The 17,533-nt window shown below is 73.9% G+C and carries 16 protein-coding genes; 4 read left to right on the forward strand and 12 right to left on the reverse strand.

Annotated elements, in window-relative coordinates; genetic code table 11:
- Positions 1-13: 13 nt before the first annotated feature.
- Both ACWAUO_RS11550 and ACWAUO_RS11555 read right to left on the reverse strand, forming a co-directional pair.
- On the reverse strand, positions 14-475 hold the full coding sequence (locus tag ACWAUO_RS11550; protein WP_460775547.1) for a recombinase family protein: 462 nt from the start codon (positions 473-475) through the stop codon (positions 14-16).
- 49 nt (positions 476-524) lie between these two features.
- A complete protein-coding gene (locus tag ACWAUO_RS11555) occupies positions 525-2,261 on the reverse strand; it encodes a cation:proton antiporter (protein ID WP_460775548.1) in 1,737 nt (578 codons plus the stop codon).
- 90 nt (positions 2,262-2,351) lie between these two features.
- Here ACWAUO_RS11555 and pip point away from each other — a divergent pair, with 90 nt between their 5' ends.
- Positions 2,352-3,326 (forward strand): prolyl aminopeptidase, encoded by a 975-nt coding sequence (gene pip / locus ACWAUO_RS11560; protein ID WP_460775549.1) that lies wholly within the window; start codon positions 2,352-2,354, stop codon positions 3,324-3,326.
- A 182-nt stretch (positions 3,327-3,508) separates the two neighbouring features.
- On the opposite strand, the gene ACWAUO_RS11565 is transcribed toward pip, so the two are convergent.
- From ACWAUO_RS11565 to ACWAUO_RS11605, 9 genes are all read right to left on the reverse strand, one after another.
- Complete coding sequence (locus ACWAUO_RS11565) at positions 3,509-5,119, reverse strand: GMC family oxidoreductase (protein ID WP_460775551.1); 1,611 nt, start codon at positions 5,117-5,119, stop codon at positions 3,509-3,511.
- The gene (locus tag ACWAUO_RS11570; protein WP_460775553.1) at positions 5,116-6,846 is read right to left on the reverse strand and encodes an aldehyde dehydrogenase family protein; all 1,731 of its coding nucleotides are present in this window, start codon (positions 6,844-6,846) and stop codon (positions 5,116-5,118) included. The genes ACWAUO_RS11565 and ACWAUO_RS11570 overlap by 4 nt, the downstream gene beginning before the upstream one ends.
- A 29-nt stretch (positions 6,847-6,875) precedes the next feature.
- A complete protein-coding gene (locus ACWAUO_RS11575) occupies positions 6,876-7,709 on the reverse strand; it encodes a glycosyltransferase family 2 protein (protein ID WP_460775555.1) in 834 nt (277 codons plus the stop codon).
- Positions 7,709-8,701 (reverse strand): glycosyltransferase, encoded by a 993-nt coding sequence (locus tag ACWAUO_RS11580; RefSeq protein WP_460775557.1) that lies wholly within the window; start codon positions 8,699-8,701, stop codon positions 7,709-7,711. Before ACWAUO_RS11580 ends, ACWAUO_RS11575 begins: the two co-directional genes overlap by 1 nt.
- Complete coding sequence (locus ACWAUO_RS11585; RefSeq protein ID WP_460775558.1) at positions 8,698-9,774, reverse strand: glycosyltransferase; 1,077 nt, start codon at positions 9,772-9,774, stop codon at positions 8,698-8,700. The genes ACWAUO_RS11580 and ACWAUO_RS11585 overlap by 4 nt, the downstream gene beginning before the upstream one ends.
- Positions 9,771-10,904: a glycosyltransferase family protein gene (locus ACWAUO_RS11590; RefSeq protein ID WP_460775559.1), complete on the reverse strand. Its 1,134-nt coding sequence runs from the start codon at positions 10,902-10,904 to the stop codon at positions 9,771-9,773. The genes ACWAUO_RS11585 and ACWAUO_RS11590 overlap by 4 nt, the downstream gene beginning before the upstream one ends.
- A 124-nt stretch (positions 10,905-11,028) precedes the next feature.
- On the reverse strand, positions 11,029-13,401 hold the full coding sequence (locus ACWAUO_RS11595; protein ID WP_460775561.1) for an acyltransferase family protein: 2,373 nt from the start codon (positions 13,399-13,401) through the stop codon (positions 11,029-11,031).
- Positions 13,402-13,405: 4 nt separating this feature from the next.
- On the reverse strand, positions 13,406-13,666 hold the full coding sequence (locus tag ACWAUO_RS11600; RefSeq protein WP_460775562.1) for a glutaredoxin family protein: 261 nt from the start codon (positions 13,664-13,666) through the stop codon (positions 13,406-13,408).
- Between the two features lie 234 nt (positions 13,667-13,900).
- The gene (locus ACWAUO_RS11605; protein WP_460775564.1) at positions 13,901-15,040 is read right to left on the reverse strand and encodes a polysaccharide deacetylase family protein; all 1,140 of its coding nucleotides are present in this window, start codon (positions 15,038-15,040) and stop codon (positions 13,901-13,903) included.
- A 175-nt stretch (positions 15,041-15,215) separates the two neighbouring features.
- On the opposite strand from ACWAUO_RS11605, the gene ACWAUO_RS11610 reads away from it, so the two are divergent.
- Positions 15,216-15,731, forward strand: a complete 516-nt coding sequence (locus ACWAUO_RS11610; protein WP_460775566.1) for a MarR family winged helix-turn-helix transcriptional regulator — start codon at positions 15,216-15,218, stop codon at positions 15,729-15,731.
- A 34-nt stretch (positions 15,732-15,765) separates the two neighbouring features.
- Positions 15,766-16,167, forward strand: a complete 402-nt coding sequence (locus tag ACWAUO_RS11615; RefSeq protein WP_460775568.1) for a RidA family protein — start codon at positions 15,766-15,768, stop codon at positions 16,165-16,167.
- 33 nt (positions 16,168-16,200) lie between these two features.
- Here the strand turns inward: ACWAUO_RS11615 and ACWAUO_RS11620 are convergent, their stop codons facing one another.
- Complete coding sequence (locus tag ACWAUO_RS11620) at positions 16,201-17,196, reverse strand: ArsR/SmtB family transcription factor (RefSeq protein ID WP_460775570.1); 996 nt, start codon at positions 17,194-17,196, stop codon at positions 16,201-16,203.
- Between the two features lie 64 nt (positions 17,197-17,260).
- Here ACWAUO_RS11620 and ACWAUO_RS11625 point away from each other — a divergent pair, with 64 nt between their 5' ends.
- Complete coding sequence (locus ACWAUO_RS11625) at positions 17,261-17,518, forward strand: cupin domain-containing protein (RefSeq protein WP_460775572.1); 258 nt, start codon at positions 17,261-17,263, stop codon at positions 17,516-17,518.
- Positions 17,519-17,533 lie beyond the last annotated feature (15 nt).

Raw genomic sequence — 17,533 nt, forward strand, 5'->3', positions numbered from 1 at the left:
CAGGCGTCCGGGCTCAGCGTCCGGCGTCGAACAGGTGGCGGGCGCCGTGCCCGAGCACCTTCACCACGACGCCGCGGCGCTGCAGCTCCGCGACCGTGCGGGTCTCCTCCTCGAGGTCGCGGCCGAGCGCATGCACGCTCGTCACGACGACCACGTCGCCCTTCGTCAGCCGCCCGAACAGCCGGCTGAGCCGCTGCTCCCACGACTCGAGCGGGTCGGGCGAGGGGTGCCGGAAGCCGTGGATCGGCACGCCGAACCGGGCGAGCTCGTTGCGCTGCTCGACCACCGACGGCATGTCGTCGCGGTTCACGACGATGCCGACCAGCCGCGACCCGGCGGGGCGGGCGCGCCACCAGTCGCGGTCCTCCTCCAGCTCGTGGAAGCAGCGGACGCAGGTGGACGCGTCGTGTGGCAGGTGGATCGGACTCGTCGTCGCGGCGTCGCCCTCGGGTGCCGCGTGCGTGTGCTCGGTCACATCGCCTCCTCGTCCTTCCCTCCATTGTCCACCGAGCGTGGGCCCGTGCCTACTCGCCGTCCTCGTCGTCGAGCTTCAGCTGCAGGCTCAGCTGGTCGGCGTCGAGTTCCGCGAGGCTGTGCCGCAGCACGGGGGTGCTGTAGCGCCCGGTGGCGGTGAGTTCGACGAGCCGGCGGCGCATGACCTCGATCATGACGACCCGAAGCTCCAGCAGCTCGTCGGTGTCGAGCCGGGGCGCGTGCTCCGGCAGCTGCGCGAGGCGCTCCCGCGCATGCCGGACGGTGTCGGCGTCGAACGGTGCGCCGTCGCGTCTGCGCAGGCCCGGATCGCGAAGTTGCGCGGCGGCCGCCTCGCGGAGTTCGTCCCGGAGGCGCTCGTCCTCCTCCGGGGCGTCCTCGTCCTCCTCCTCACGGTCCTCCTCGGCGCGCGTGAAACGGAGTGCGCGGACGACGGCGGGCAGGGTCAGCCCCTGCAGGAGCAGGCTGATCACCGCGACGAGGAACGCGACGAACACGAGCAGCGGTCGACTGTGGGTGTCGGTGGGGAGGGTCTGCGCCGCCGCCAGCGTCACGACACCGCGCATGCCGGCCCACACGATGAGTGCGCCGTGCTTCCACCCGAGCGGTGACTCCCGGTAGTAGTCGAGGTCCGCCGAGAGGCGGCGCAGGCGCCGGCGGACCGCCTCGAACCGGCGCTCCTGCCGGGCTGGATGGCCCCACGGGCGGGTGCCGGCGCGTTCGGCGGCGTCGACGCGCGCCCCGATGCGGTCGAGGTCGGCATGACTGAAGCGTTTCGCGCGCCGGCCCTGGCCCCAGATGATGAGCGTGACGTACAGCGCCCGCACCGCCAGGACGATGCCCAGCGCGCTGAACGCGAGCCAGGTTCCGTGCCAGAGCCCGTCGTGCTCGGCGAAGTTGCGGTCGACGACGTCGGAGAGCTCCAACCCCATGACCAGGAACACCCCGCCCTCGAGCAGGAGTTCGACCGTGCGCCAGTTCAGCCGTTCCGAGAGGCGCTGCTCGGGGGTGAACCAGCGGGCGGCGCCCTGGCCGGTCACGATGCCGGCGACGACGGCCGCGACGAGTCCGGAACCGCCGAGCTCCTCCGTGGGCAGGTAGGCGATGAACGGCACGGCGAAGCTCAACGCGGTGTTCGCGGCCGGGTTTCCGACCCAGCGCCGCACGCGGAGGTTCAGCCAGCCGACCACGGCGCCGATGACGAGGGCCAGCAGCACGCCCCAGGCGAACGTGCCGATCGTGAGTCCGAAGGAGAACCCGCCCGCGATCGCGACGATCGCCGTGCGCAGGAGCACCAGCGCCGTCGCGTCGTTCAGCAGGCTCTCGCCCTCGAGCATCGTCACGACCCGCGGCGCGATGCCCATGCGCTTCACGATGCCGGTGGCGACCGCATCCGTCGGGCTGAGGATGGCCCCGAGGGCGACCCCGACCGGGAACGGCAGTCCCGGGACGGCCCAGGTGAAGAAGAGCCCCAGCACCAGCGCGCTGACCACCACCAGGAGCACGGAGAGCCCCGCGATGGGGGTGAAGTCGCGCCGGAACTCGATCGCCGGCACGTTGACCGCGGCGGAGTAGAGCAGCGGCGGCAGCACCCCCATGAGGATCCACTCCGGGTCGATCGGCGGCAGGTCCGGCACGAACGGCACCGCCGCCAGCAGCAGCCCGACGGCGACGAGCACGAGGGGCGCCGCGATGTTCACCCGGCGGCCCACCGCCGTCACCGCGACGATGAGCACCACCCCCAGCACGACGACGATGAGACTCTCCATCGCGGTTCCCTTCCTCCCGGGCGCGGGCCGTCCGCCACCGTGTCGCCTGAGATCCCCGGTGGCGCGGGCACGGCGCAGTACCGTGAGCCTATGACGGTGAGCGAACTCGACGGGATCCTGTACCCACCCGTCGAGCCCTACGAGACCGGGATGCTGCTCGTGGGCGACGGGCATCGACTGTACTGGGAGCAGTCGGGCAACCCCGACGGCAAGCCGGTCGTCTTCCTCCACGGCGGTCCCGGCGGCGGCACGAGCCCGTGGCATCGGCGGTTCTTCGACCCCGAGCGGTACCGGATCGTGCTGTTCGACCAGCGCGGATGCGGTCGCAGCACGCCGCACGCCGGCGAGCCCGACGCGGACCTCACCCACAACACCACCTGGCACCTCGTCGCCGACATCGACCTGCTCCGGAAGAACCTCGGCATCGACGCGTGGCAGGTCTTCGGCGGGTCATGGGGCAGCGCGCTCGCGCTCGCCTACGCCGAGGCGCATCCGCACCATGTGACCGAGCTGGTGCTGCGCGGCATCTTCACGCTCCGCCCGCACGAGCTGGAGTGGTTCTACGAGGGCGGGGCGGCCGCACTCTTCCCCGACCGGTGGGAGGACTATCTCGCGCCGATCCCGGTGCTGGAGCGTGCGCACCTCATCGAGGCGTACCACCGGCGCCTGTTCGACCCGGACCCGGCGGTGCACCGCCCGGCCGCGGTGGCGTGGTCGACGTGGGAGGCGGCGACCGTGTCGCTCCAGGCCGACGAGGACAAGATCGCCGACATGCAGGACGCGGCGGTCGCGACGGCGTTCGCCCGCATCGAGAACCACTACTTCACCCACGGCGGCTGGTTCGGCGAGAACCAGCTCATCGCGCAGGTCGACCGCATCCGGCACATCCCGGGCGTCATCGTGCAGGGTCGCTACGACGTGTGCACCCCGATCATGACCGCGTGGGACCTGCACCGCGCCTGGCCGGAGGCCGAGTTCACGGTCGTCCCGGATGCGGGCCACGCCGCGAGCGAGCCGGGGATCGCCGCCGCGCTCCGCGCCGCCACCGACCGCTTCGCCGGCTGACTCGGCGCCCGGGCACGGCGCTCGGCCGCATCGCGCGCGGACACAACTGCGGAGTTCGCGGCCGACACGCCGGGCCCGGATGCCGGTGGCCCGGCGTGTCGCGCGTCGTCTCCGCAGTTGTGCACGCTGCGGGCGACCGTACGCGACCGGTTCGGCGGCCGCGCGCGCCGTGGGCAGGCGGCTCAGCGGGCGGCGCGGAGGAGGTCGGCGGCGACCTCGCCGATGACGATCGCCGGGGCGTTCGTGTGCCCGCGGATGAGGGATGGGATCACCGACGCGTCGGCGACCCGCAGGCCCTCCACGCCGCGCACCCGCAGCTCCGGATCGACGACGGATGCGGCGTCCTCGCCCATCCGGGCGGTGCCGACCGGGTGGTACAGCGTGTGCGCGTAGCGGCGGATCGAGGTGTCGATGAGCTCCTCGTCGCTCATCCGGTCGGCGTCGGCAGGCTGCACCCAGCCGTCCGTCAGCGCCTGCAGCGCGGGCGTGCGGAGCAGGGTGAGGCAGGCGCGGAGTCCGGCGCGCATGGTCTCCCAGTCGGCCCCGTCGGGGTCGGACAGGTAGGCCGGGTCGATGAGCGCGTGGGCGAGCGGATCCGCGGATGCGAGCCGGATGCTGCCGCGCGACCGTGGCCGCAGCAGGATCGCGCCCACGGTGAGCCCCTCGGCGGGGAGCGGCACGAGCCCCTCGCCGACGTACGGCGCCGCGGCGAAGATGATCTCGATGTCGGGAAGGCCGGCGGGTGCGCCCAGCGCGTCGGCGACGTCGGTGCGGACGAAGCCGTAGCCCTCGGCGACGTTGGAGCTCAGCATCCCGCGCCGACCGCTGAGGTAGCGGAGCAGCTCCGCACGCCGTTCGGCGCCGAAGAGGGTGCCGCCGCGCGCACCCGGGGCGAGCCCCGCGACGAGGTGGTCCTGCAGGTTCGCGCCGACGCCGGGGTTGTCGACCCGGACCGGGATGCCGTGGTCGTCGAGGTGGTCCGCCGGCCCGATGCCCGAGAGCATCAGCAGCTGCGGGGTGTTGATCGCGCCGCCGGCGAGCACCACCTCCCGGCGTGCGGTGAGCTGCCGGGTGACGCCGGCGATGTCGGCGGACACACCGGTGGCGCGGGTGCCCGCGAACGTCACGCGCCGGACGTGCGCGCCCGTCAGCACCCGCAGGTTGCGGCGGCGCCGGGCGGGCCGCAGGTACGTGTCGGCGGTGGATGCCCGCGCGCCGCGGTGCTGGGTGACCATCGTCTGCGAGAATCCCTGGTCGGAGGGGAGGTTGGCGGGGGTGACGCGGTGCCCCGCCTGCCGGGCCGCCTCGAGGAACGCGGCGGTGTGCGGGCGCGGGTCGCGCTGGTGCTCGACCCACTGCGGGCCGTCGACGCCCTGGCTCGGGTCGGCGGCGTCGCTCGTGCGTTCCACGCGGCGGAAGTACGGCACGAGCGCGTCCCAGCTCCACCGTTCGCCGGCGGTCTCCGCCCACTCGTCGTAGTCGGCGGCGAAGCCGCGGATCCACATCATCGCGTTGAGCGAGGACGACCCGCCGAGCGTCTTGCCGCGGGGCCAGTACACCGTGCGGCCGTCGAGCTGCGGCTGCGGGACCGTGTCGTAGTCCCAGTCGTAGGGCCCGCGGAAGAGGCGCGAGAACGCGGCCGGCACGTGCAGTTCGAGTGCCTTGTCGGGCCCGCCCGCCTCGAGCAGGACGACCGACGTCGCGGGGTCCTCGCTGAGCCGCGCCGCCAGTGCGGCACCGGCGGAGCCCGCCCCGACGACGATGTAGTCCGCGGTGAGCGCGGACCGGCTCACGCGCCCATCGCCTTCGTCAGGGTCACCGCGAGCCCGAGCGGGTCGCGGTCGACGAGGTAGCGGGTGAGTCCTTCGCCGACCGCGGTCGCGGTGCGGGAGGTGACGAACCACGGCGGCTTCGGCAGCACCGTGAACCGGCCGCCGGTCAGTGCCCGCGGGAAGGGCCGGAACGGGCCTCGCAGCACGGACCGTTCGACGTCGGCGAGCAGGCTCGTGTTGTGCACGATGCCGAGGCCGCTGCCGACGTCGGCGAGGGTGCTGCCGGGGAAGCCGCCCCACGAGAGCACCGGGGTCGCGAAGACGACGCCGGTCCAGGTGTTGATCGCGATGCCGCCGTAGCGGAGCGCCGCGACCGCCCGGTCGAACCCGTCACCGAGTGCGGCCTCGGTCTCGGGGTCGATGAGGATGTTGGCGCCCAGGGTGCCGGTGAGCTTCTCGTTCGCATGGTCGACGGCCGCGTCGAGGAACGCCTGCCCGAGGCCGGAGAGCTCGACAACGCCGAGCACCGGCGCGAAGTACTCCGTGGACTCGATGGCCGCCGCATCCGCTTCGGTGACGTCGACCAGGCGCCTCGTGCCGTCGCCGCAGCGCGCCGCGTCCGGGTAGTCCGCGTCGGCGGCGGCGAGCTTGTCGTCGCTGCGCGGGTACCAGACCGGGCGCTCGGGGGCGGCGTCGTAGGCGTCGCGGAGGGCGCGGAGGAAGGCGTCCTTCTGCGGCCAGTCCTTCGACAGCAGCACCACCTGCCCGGCGATGCAGTTGTGCCCGCTGTTGTGCAGGCGCATGGTCACCACGTGCTCGGCCTGGAACCGCAGGTCGGCGTCGGTCCAGCGGCCGGGCACCACGATGATGGGCGACACCCCACCGAGCTCGGCCGTGATCGGGGACTTCAGCTTCGGCCGGTCCTCGCGGCGGCGCCTCGTCGCGGTGCCGCCGGTACCCCACACGATCGCGTCGAACGTCACCGCGGACCCGGTGATGTGCACGTGCTCGAACGCCCGGTGCGCGGTCAGGTAGGCCCCGACGTCGCCGCCGCCGCGGACGATGCGCAGCATCCCGGGACCGATGAGCGGTGCAAGCGCGCGCTCGAACACCGGCACGAGCGCATCCTGCGTCGGGTTCACCTTCAACAGCGACACCCGGTTGTCGGCGAGGAGCTCGTAGAGCACGTCGAGCACCGGGATCGAGGTGATGTTGCCCGCGCCGAGCACGAGCCCGACGCCGGCCTCGGCACCGGGACGCAGCTGTCCGAGGCCCGCCCGTCGCACCGCGTCCGCGGCCGTCGCGCCGGGGCGCAGCCAGATCTCGCCGGTGAACCCGGACTGCAGCAGTCGGTCCGTGCCGGTCGCGGGGAAGACGTGGGCGCGGATGCGGTCACCCGGTGCCGCGTCGATGCGGACGCCGTCGAGCGGACTGCCGCCGCGGGCGAGCCGGCGGAGCGTGCGGAGGTACCCGTCGAGCGCGCCGAGCACGGCGTACGGCCCGGACATCCACTCCTCGCCACGGGCCGGGTGGCCCGGGCCGAGTCCCTTCGAGGTGGCGGCGACGTCGGCCCACTCGGCCGCGACGGCGCCGACGCCCTCGCGGATGCGTTCGAGGAGCGTGATGCGCTGGCCGAGGGTCAGCTGCGACCACAGCCGGGCGCCGGTGCGGAGGGCGTCGATGTCTCCCTCGAGCGCGGCGATCTCGGCATCGGGCAGTGCGTGCGCGGGGTTCGCGGCTGGGGTCACGGCGCTCTCCTTCGTGCGGGGAGACCAGCCTAGTGACGCGGCCTGTGCCTGATCGCGTAGTCGCCGTCCGCTTCGCGCGCGACGAGCCCGAGTTCCTCGAACTCGTCGAGCCATCCGCCCATGGGCCACCAGCCCCAGCGGTCACGGAACACCCGGCCGTTGCGGATGATCGCGTCGAGGTGCCGCACCGGGGGCGACTCGACCTCGTGGTGCTGGTGGTAGGCGCGGGCGCCGCCGACCCAGCACATGCCGACGCCGGCCGCCGCCGCGGCCTGCCCGAAGTCGGTGTCCTCGCCGCCGTAGCCGACGTACTCCTCATGGAACCCGCCGATGCGGGTCCAGGTGTCGGCCGTGACCGCGAACGACAGCGACCAGAACAGCTCGTGGCGGTCGTCGTGGAGCAGTTCGCCCGGCGCGGGGGCGGGCCGGGCCGGATGCGGATCGTCGAGGTCGGCGAGCCTGGTCAAGTCGTAGCCGCCGTGCGGCGCCGGAGGCAGGTAGGTGACCGGCCCGCAGTGGAGACGGCCGCCCTCGGCGGTCGCGGCGGCGACGTATGCGTCGAACAGCTCGGGGCAGGGGAGGCAGTCCACGTCGAGGAAGACGAGGAGTTCCGCGCCGTCCGCGATCGCGCGCGCGGCCCCGGCGTTCCGCGCCCGGGCGAGCGGAAGCCCCGCGGTGTCGGCCTCCACTTCGAGCACGTCCACGCCCGTACGGGCGTGTTCGGCCCAGGAGGCCAGGTACGGATCGTCGATGGCGACGAGGATGCGCCGGTCCGGGCCGGGGCGGGCCCGGGCCATCGCGGCGCACTGGGCCGCCCAGTGCGTGTGTCTGCCGTGGGCGATGGTGATGGCGGCGGTGCGCATCAGCGGAGTCCTCCTGTCGCGACCCGGTGGATGATCTCGGCGGCGCGCGCGGCGCCGTCGCCGTCGTTCCAGCCGTCCCACCGTCGACCGTCGAGCGCGGCGGCCTCGTCCAGGAGGGGTTCCCAGCCGCCGGGCGCCGGCAGCCGATCGCGGACGACGACCGGCCACGGACCGTCGGCGAGCACCCGCGCGCTCGCCGCCTGTTCGCCGAAGGGACGCTCCTGGGGCAGTACGACGGCGGGTCGGCGGGCCGCCGCGACCTCCGCGAGCGCCCCCTGGCCGGCGGTCGTGACGACCACCGACGCCGCCGCGAGCGCCTCCCGCGGGTCGTCGAGCCAGGCGCCCGATCCGCCCCCGATGTGCAGCCAGGTCCAGTGCGGGGTCGCGGACCGCGCCGCGTCGACGACCCCGGGGGTGAGGCCGTCGCCGCCGGAGCCGGCGAACACGAGCACGTGCCGGGGCTCGGGGGCGGTGGCGGCGAAGGGCGGGAAGCGCGAGATCGCGCCCACCGGATGCAGGCGTGCCGCCGCTGCGTCCGGCATCCCGTGGAGGCAGCCCGCGGCGCCCGGGGGCCACGCGGCGATGATCGCGGCGGACAGGCCGTAGCCGAGGGCGTGGGCGGGGTCGGTGCGGGTACCGGGCAGTGCCATCGTGACGACCGGAACGCCGAGGAGGCGTGCCTGGACGGCGATCTCCACCGAGACGTCGACGACCATCGCGGTGGGGCGGGCCGAGACGATCCACGCGGTCACCGCCGCCATCCGGGCCGCGAGCCCGACACTGCCGACGGGGACCCAGTGGAGCAGGCCGTGGGCGTCCGCATCCGCCGCCGCGTCGCCGTCGTCCATCGGCAGGTCGATCCACGGGCCCGCCCAGTCGTCCGGTCGAGGCAGCGACGACAGCCCGGTGACCGGTGTCGCGCTCGCCGCGGCGATCGCGAGCGCCCGGTCGAGGTGGCCCCGGCCGTGGTGGTGGATGTAGTAGCCGATCACGCCGCCGTGCGCATCCGGCTCAGGGAGAGGTACAGCTCCTCGTACTCGGTCACCATCCGGTCGAGCGACAGCCGCGTCTCGGCGTGGCGGCGCACTCCGGCGCGCGGAAGGTCCGCGGCCGCCACGATCGCGGCGGCGAGGCCCGCGACGTCGTCCGGGGCGGCCAGGCGTCCCGCGTCGGGGCCGACGATCTCGGTGAGCCCGCCGCGTGCGAAGGCGGCGACGGGGGTGCCGCAGGCGATCGCCTCCGCGGCGACGAGTCCGTACGGTTCGTCCCAGCACGGCGTCACCAGTGCGACGCGCGACGACGCCACGAGCCGGCGGAGGGCGCTTCCGGCGAGATGCCCGGCGTACCGGACGTCGGCGCTCAGCCGAGGCGCGATCTCGTCGTCGAAGTACGCGCGGTCGTGCGCGGGCCCCGCGAGCACCAACCGCATCCCGGCCGCCTTGGCCGCGTCGATGGCGAGGTGGGGCCCCTTCTCGGGGACGAGCCGGCCGAACCAGACCGCGTCCGCGCCACCCGGCCCCGGTCGCCACCGGCCGACGTCCACCCCGTTGCGGATCACCCCGGCGTCGACCGTTCCCGCCCACTGCCGGGCGGTCGCCGCGCTCACCGCCACGGCCGTCGTACGCCCGCCCGCGAGGCGCATCGCCGATTCCAGCCACGGGGTGGGCGGGGTGTGCAGCGTGGTGACGAGCGGGACGTCGAGCGCCGCCGACATGGCGACCGGCAGGTGGTGCAGGCAGTTGTTGTGCACGACGTCGAAGCGGCGGCGGCCGTGGCGCTGGAGGTCCAGCATGAGGGCGAGGTAGGCGTGGTGCTCGCGCATGAACGCGTCCGGGGCGGCGCCGACGTCGCGGCGGGCGCGCTCGGACGGTTCGAACGCGTCGACCTCGAGCGTCTCGGCCAGCAGGTCCGGGTCGGAGCCGGGCGCCGCGAACAGCGTGACCCGGTGCCCGCGGGCGCGCATCGCCGATGCGAGGGCGTGCGTGTGCGCCTCGAGCCCACCGGCGAACGGCTCCGCGATGGGGAACCGGCTCGACGCGATGAGACAGATGCGCAGGCCTGTCATCGGCACAGCCGTTCGTAGAGCGCGGCGTGCTCGGCGGCGACCCAGTCGCGCTGCGCCGCCCGGGCCTCCGGCGACAGCGGCTCGGGAGCCCCGTCCTCGAAGGCGGCGAGCACGGCGGCGGCGAGCGAGGTCTCGTCGAGACCGTGCTCGTCGTTCGCGTACGAGTACACCGGACCCTGGTCGGCGTAATACCCGCAGGTCGGCGCGACGACCGCGGTGCCCAGGTCGCGACAGGCCTCGAGCCATCCCGAGTGCGTGCCGAAGCGGTACGGCAGCACCGACACGTCGAGGGACTCGAGGTAGTCCCAGAGCTCGTCGTCCGGGAGGAAGTCGTGCACGTGCAGCTCGAGCGCGCCGCCCGCCGACATCGTGCGGAGGAACCCCGCGAGCTCCGGGTCGAAGCGGGCACCGTCCGGCTCCAGCACGTCACGGTGCCCGTTGACCTGCAGCACCCCACCGGGGATGCTGCGCACGACGTCGACGAGCACGCGCAGCACCGCGAGGGGGTTCATGCTCGCGCGCAGGCTCTTCACGTGCACACCGACCCGGAAGACGCCGTCCCGCCGCGGCGGGGCGACCGCCCGCATCCGCTCGATCGGGACGACGTGGGGATGCGGCAGCACGAGCGCCTCGCGATGCCAGCGACGCGCGATCTCGTCGGCGGCGCCCCGGGTCAGGGTGACGAGCGCGTCGGCCGCGGGGATGAGCACGTCGAGTTGCTCGTCGTGCAGCTCCCGGGTGTCGTGGTGGGGGTTCCGCAGGTCGTGCACGGTGTAGACGAGCGGGCGGCCGGTCTCCCGCAGCGCCGCCACGAGCCCGGCGAGCTGCGCGGGCGTGCGGGCGTCGAACCCGAACTGCAGGTGCAGCAGGTCGAAACCCCGATTGGCGCGCACCCACTCGGGCTCCAGCATCACCGGGGGCCACCACCGCGACACCGCGGATCGGCCCGGGTCGTCGGGGTCGGGGTCGGGGAGTCGGAGCACGGGCGGCGCCGTCCGGTGCCGCTCGGGCTGCAGATGCTCCACGTACACATGACTCGCGGGGACCGACGCCACCCGGATCGGGGTCGCGGTTCCGTCCGCGGGCGCGTCCTCGTCGAGGCGCGCGGGGATCACCTCACTCAGCGTCACGATGCTCCTGTCGGCGACGCCGTCGGGGGGATGGGTGGCGTCGTCTTCCGGCATCATGTCGCCGTCGAACGGTGCGCGCGCGGTGCTTGACAGGCGCAGTCGGGGGCGGGTACTGCGACGCGGCTCAGAGGACGCCGGCGGCGGTCAGCGCCTCGCGGAGCGCCGGCGCGACGTGTTCGGCGTACGCCACCGTGAGGTGCGTCTGGTCGTAACGGACCGGGATGCCGCCCGCGAAGCCGGGGCAGACCCCTTCCCAGCACACCAGGCCGACCGCATCCACGTACCGTTCCCCGACGGCTCCCGCGTCCTCGGCGGTGGCGGCGGCCATGGCGCGCCAGGTCTCGTCGATGCCGGACAGGCAGGATGCGGGACCGGTGGCGGGCGAGAAGCAGACCTGCGGCGAGACGCTCTCCGGCGGCGGGGTGAGGAAGACGATGCGGCCGGGCAGCCCGTACCGTGCCGCCTCGTTCCGCGCCGCGGCGGCCAGATCGGCTGCCGCGAGGTCCTGACCCGCGACCGTGTGGCCGAGGGTGAACGCGTTCGAGACGACGACCGCGTCGGGGGCGTCGGCCTGGATCGCCGCGGCGACGAGATCCTTGCGGGCCTGGCAGGCGGCCATGACGCCCGCGCCGCCGTTCTCCACGAGCACGTCGGTGAACCGGCAGCCGTACAGTCCGACGGTGGTGATCCGCAGCGCACCGCCGCTCGCGTCGGCGATCGCGCGGAACGCCGGTGCGTACGCCATGGCGGTCGAGTCCCCGACGAGGTACAGGTGCCGTGGGGCGTCGGCCGCGCCCCAGGTGCATGCGGCGAGCTCCGGTTCGACCTCGGGGGAGAAGCAGTCGTGGGCCGGGTTGTCGCCCGATCCGGTGTCGAGCACCGACTCCATCGACGGCGTGAGGTCCGGCCAGGCCGTCGCCGTCGCCGCATCCGCCAACTCGGCCTGCAGCGTCGCCATCGCATCGGTGTCCGCTGCCGGCGGCGCCGCGAGGGGGTCGATGCGTGGGAGCACCGGCACCCCGAGGACGCTCTGCAGGACGAGCACGACCGCGCCCGCCGCGGCGACGAGCCCGAGCAGCGCGCCGCCCGCCCGCGGCGCGTAGCGGGCTCGCCACGCCGCCCACGCGTCGCGGCGGGCAGGCGCGTCGACCGGCTCGGGCGCTTCCACCGCGGGTGCCTGCGGCCGGGGCGCGGCGGTTTCGGGCGCGGCCGGCTCGGGTGCGGCGGCCTCGAGCGCGGCCGGCTGCGGCGAGAGACCCGGGACGGTGGATGCGGGTGCGCCCGGGAAGTACCGGCGACCCGGCTGCCAGCCCGCGGGGCGGGTGCTCGGCAGCATCCGTTCCGGCGCCGGCGCCGCTGCGATCGCCGGTTCGACGACGTCGCGGGGCGCGGGTGACTCGTCGACCGGACGCAGCCACGGGGACCGGTGCAGCGGCTGCTCGACGGCGAAGTACGACACCAGCGAGACGACCGCGACGACCGCCAGCACGAGCAGCGTCGTCGCCGTCCCCGGCGGCAGAAGCACGGCGGCGAACACGAGCACCGGGAAGTGCCAGACGTACAGCGAGTACGACATGTCGCCGATGAAGGTGCTCACCGGGTTCGTGAGGACGAACAGGTGCCGGTGCCGGGGATCGCCCGCGACGCCGCCGGCCAGCACGAGCGCGGCGGCCGCGGTCGGCAGCACGGCGGCCGGTACCGGCATGGGGCTCGCCGGGTCGAGCATGAGGAAGGCGGCGACCACGCCGGCGGTGCCGACCCATCCGAGGGCGCCGCCGATCGGGCGCGGGATGCGCGCGAGCACCGGCGCGGCGGCGGCGAGGACCGCACCGAGCGCGAGCTCCCAGGCGCGTGTCGCCGTGGAGAAGTAGGCGACCTCCGGCGCGGCCGCGGTCTGCACCGCACCCCATGCGAAGGATGCGGCGGCGACGGCCAGCGCACCCGCCCCGACGACGACGCGGGCCCGGCGTCCGCTGCGGGCGGCGGCCGGCAGCGCCGCGACGAGGAGGACGACCAGCAGCGGCCAGACGAGGTAGAACTGCTCCTCGACCGACAGCGTCCACAGATGCTGCAGGGGCGACTCGGCGCCCGACGCGGCGAAGTAGTCCGTGCCCTCGAGCGCGAGATGCCAGTTCATCGCGAAGACGGCGGCCCAGCCCGCATCCTGCAGCGTCTGCCAGGCGCGCGGACCGTTGAACACCGCGAACCCGACCGCGGTCACGACGGCGATCGCGAGGACCGCGACCGGCAGGATGCGGCGCACACGGGCGCCGTAGAACGACCCGAGACGCACCCTGCCGTGCTGGGCGACGTCGCGCAGCAGCGACGCCGTGATGACGAAGCCGGAGACGACGAAGAAGACGTCGACACCGGCGAACCCGCCCGCGGGAAGGCCGAGGGCGTGGCAGAGCACCACCGCGACGACCGCGACCGCGCGCAGCCCCTGGATGTCGCGGCGGGGCGCGGACCCGGCGCGGGCCGGACCCGGAGCGCTCACGCGATCAGATGATCGCGAGTTCGCGCAGCTTCGCCTCGACGTCGGCGTTGCTCGGCTCGACGTGGTGCGTGGCGTCGGGGTACACGACCACCGGGATGTTCGTGCGGCCCGAGATCTCCTTGGCGACGTCGGCGGCGGCCGGGTCCTGCTCGAGGTCGACGTACTCGTAGGCGACGCCCAGCTCGTCGAGCTGCGCCTTCGTGCGGCGGCAGTCACGGCACCAGTCGGCGCCGAACATGGTGATGGTCGCGTTCTCGGAGGTCATGCCTCCAGGCTACGGCGCGCGCACGCCCCGACGCCCGTCGGATGCTGAGGAGTCGCCCAGTGCCTCGGATCGCCTCGAGGCGGCATGCGTGTGCGGCGGGGCGCCGCATCCGCCCGCATCCCGTGCACAACTGCGGAGTCCGTGATCGACACGCCGGTGACGGATGCGGCACGCACGGCGTGTCGCGGACGATCTCCGCAGTTGTGCTCGCCCCGCGGCGCCAAGAACGACAGGTCAGCCGACGGCGGCGATGAACTGCTGCAGTGTGGTGCCGTAGTTGACCCGGATGCAGGGCAGCGCGAGCTTGTCGGTGCCCACGTGCACATACCCCTGCTCGATCGTGCGCGCCAGCTCGAACCCGGCCTGGCGCACGCCCTCCTTGGCGGTGTCGTTGTAATGGCCGAACGGGTAGGCGACGACCTCCTTGGCGCCGAGGATCTGCGCCGAGGTCTCGAGGTCCGCGGCGATCTCGGCCGCCGGCCAGTTGACCATCCGGCCCTGGCCGTTCGCACCCGGGTCGTGCATGTCGTGCGTGTGCGAGCGCTGGTCGACGAACACCGACGGGGTCGGCTCGGTGCGCCACTTCGTGATGACGAACGACGTGGTAGGCACGCCGTGGGCCTCGACGATCGGCACGCCGAGCTCCAGCCAGGTGCGGTCGGCGTCGTCGTCGGTGACGATCACGGACCGCTCGGGCAGCCACAGCCGTCCGTCGATGAAGGCGCTGAGCTCGTCCCAGGTGGGGAAGTAGAAGCCGGTGTCGGCCAGGTACGCCATCTGCGCGTCGAAGTCGGCGGTGTAGATGTAGTTGAGCTTGAGCGAGTTGTCCTCGCCGGCCGGGTTCGTCGTGAACTGGTGGTACATCAGGATCGGCACGCCCACGTCGGCGGCGGCCAGCTCGCCCGGGGTCGTCCACGCGCCGTGCAGCTCGATGCGCCGGTCGGTGCACGAGACCACGCGGCCGCCGTTGATCCGCGCGGCCGGGTCGAGGGCGGCGGCCGCCGCATCCGTGGCGTACCAGCCGCCGAACACGGAGCCGTCGCGGGACGGGATCGGGAGGCCCGTGTACCGCAGGCCCTGGGTCTGCAGCTGCGGGGCGACGTCGATGCCGTCGCCGTGGAACGAGACCGCACACGCGTTCGGATCGTCGGTGCCGGCGAGGAGCGCGTCGACCGGGTCGGTCGGGGCGTCGGGAGCCGTGCTCGTCGCCGCGGGGGTGGGTGTGGTCTCGGCGGCAGGCGCGGACTCGGTACGGGTGGCCGACACCAGCCACACGACGCCCGCCACCGCCGCCACCACGATGACGCCGGCGATGCTCAGCAGCACCGCGCGCAGTCGTCGAATCTGCCGGCGGCTCCGTCGCGTCGAGGCCATGCGCATCCCCCTCGGCGTCCCGGCGCCGTCAGACCGGGCTGTCCCCGGTGCTCCTCGCGGTCCCCACGACCGCCCTTGGATCATACGGCCGCGGTCCCGCCGGCACCGGGGTACGCGATACTGAGACCGCGGGCCGCATCCGGTCCGTTCGAGCGCGTACGGGAAGGCGGGGCGGATGCGGCGGCGACAGGTTCCCGACGCGGTCACCGGCGACGTCGACCTCGTGATCGCCGGGTGGAAGCACGAGCTCCCCGACCTCGACTTCTCACCGCTCGAGGTGTTCTCGCGGATGCGGCGGCTGGGTCAGGCGCTGCAGGTCGAGCGTGCCGCGGCCTTCGAACGCGCCGGCCTCGAGACCGGGGAGTTCGAGATCCTCTCGAGTCTGTGCGTCGCGCCGCACGGCATGTCGACGCCCTCGGAACTCGCGGCGGCGACGCACACGCCGTCCGCGACCATGGCGAACCGCACCGACCGGCTGGAGCAGCGCGGGTTCGTCGCCCGCAAGTGGAACCCCGACGACACGCGCAGCCGCATCGTCCGCATCACCCCCGAGGGGCGTGCGGTCGCGGAGCGGGCGATGCGCGAGCTCGTCGCGGCGGAGGTGCGGATGCTGGACGCCCTGACCGAGCCGCAGCGTGCGCAGCTGGTCGACCTGCTCCGCATCCTCGGCGCGGAGCGTCCGCGGCCCTGAGCGCGGTGTCCCCGGTGCGTGCCATCGTGTCCGTATGAACCGCATCGAACGCCTGAAGCCGAAAGGGCTCGTGTCCAGTCCTGCGTTCAGCCACGTCGCGGTGGTGCCGCCCGGGGCGACGACGATCTACGTCGGCGGACAGAACGCGATCGCCGAGGACGGGTCGCTCGTCGGCGCGGGCGACGTCGCCGCGCAGTCCGTGCAGGCGCTCGCGAACGCGAAGGTCGCGCTCGCCGCGGCAGGCGCGACGCTCGCCGACGTGGTGCAGTGGACCGTCCTCTTCGTCGACGGCGTCGACGTCGCCGCCGGCTACCGCGCGATCGCGGCGGAACTTGCGGCCGACCGCCCGCCGCTCGTCACGTCGGCGCGGGTGGCGGGCCTCGCGGTGCCGGGCGCACTCATCGAACTGGCCGCCGTCGCCGCCGTCATCCGCTGACCGGTCGCGCCGGGCAGGGCGTGCCGCGTCCGCTCAGCCCGTGACCGCGCCGGCGACGAGCGCCTCGCCGAGCGGCGAGCGTCGGTGCAGCATCCGCGGGCCGCTCCGCTCGCTGAGCAGGAGCCCGGCCTCACGCAACACGGTGAGATGATGCGAGGCGGTCGACGCCGTGATTCCGGTGTCCGCCGCCACCTGACCGGTCGTGCGCGCCTCGTGCGCGTCGAGCAGGATCCGCGCGCGGGCGGGTCCCAGCAGTGCGGCGAGGGGCGCCCCGGAGCCTTCGGCGCGCCGAGCCCAGTCGGCGGTCACTCCTTGTGCGGCGTAGAACAGCGTGGGCGTCGAAGGCGGTTCGGTGATGACGCTGCATCCGGTGGAGCTCATGACCGACGGCACCAGCACGAGGCCGCTGCCCCGGCAGTCGACGACCTCGCTCCAGATCCGCATCCGGACGCGGACGGCGCCCTCGTGCCAGGAGATCCGGTCGTGCAGCGTCTCGATCATGGCGCCCAGGCCCTGCTCGGCGATCCGCCGCGATCGCACCGCGATGTCTGCGCGCACCAGGCGTTCGATGTGCGGCCAGACCGGCTCGAGCGCGGCCCGCCACAGCTCGAGCCACGCCTCCGCGATCATCGCGCGCGCCCGGTCCGGGTGGTCGAGCAGCCGCTGTACGGCGTCGCGTCGGGCACCCGTGGAGCGGTCGAGCACCTTGCGCATGTCGACGGCGAAGCGGTCGTCGTCGACGTGCCGCAACCGTTCCGCCTCGTCCTCGGGCGTGAGATCCCAGGTCGGCGCGCTGGTGAGGAAGTCGGGGAAGTACCCCTCGTCGCGGATGAGGAGGACGAGCAGTTCCAACGCGTCCCGCGGCAACCCGGCACGGGTGGCGCGCAGCCATCCCCACTGCAGCGGGGCGAGGTCGGGCCGTTGCACCACACGGACCGCGTGACAGAGCTCGTGCCCCGGTGAGACGCCGAATCGGATCGCACGCACGTCGTCGGGTGCGAGCACGAAGTCGACGACCTTTCGATCCACATCGAAAGGCTAGGACGCCAGGTCCACCCGCGCCACGCTCGAAGGGAATCGATCGGAGGTCATCGTGGACGAGCAGATCGCAGACATCGTCGCAGCGGGATCGTTGCGCATCGGGACGGGCCGGACGCGCAGGTTCGTCGGCCGGGAGCACGGCGCAGACGTGTCGTACTTCTTCGTGGACAACGAACCTGGTCAGGGCCCGGGGCTCCACCGGCATCCGTACACCGAGACGTGGCTCGTGCTGGAAGGTTCGGCGGAGCTCACCATCGGCGACCGGGTGCTGCGCGCCGAAGCGGGTGACACCGCGACGGCGCCGGTGTGAACGTGGCACCGGTTC

The sequence above is a fragment of the Microbacterium sp. GXF7504 genome, assembly GCF_054798235.1.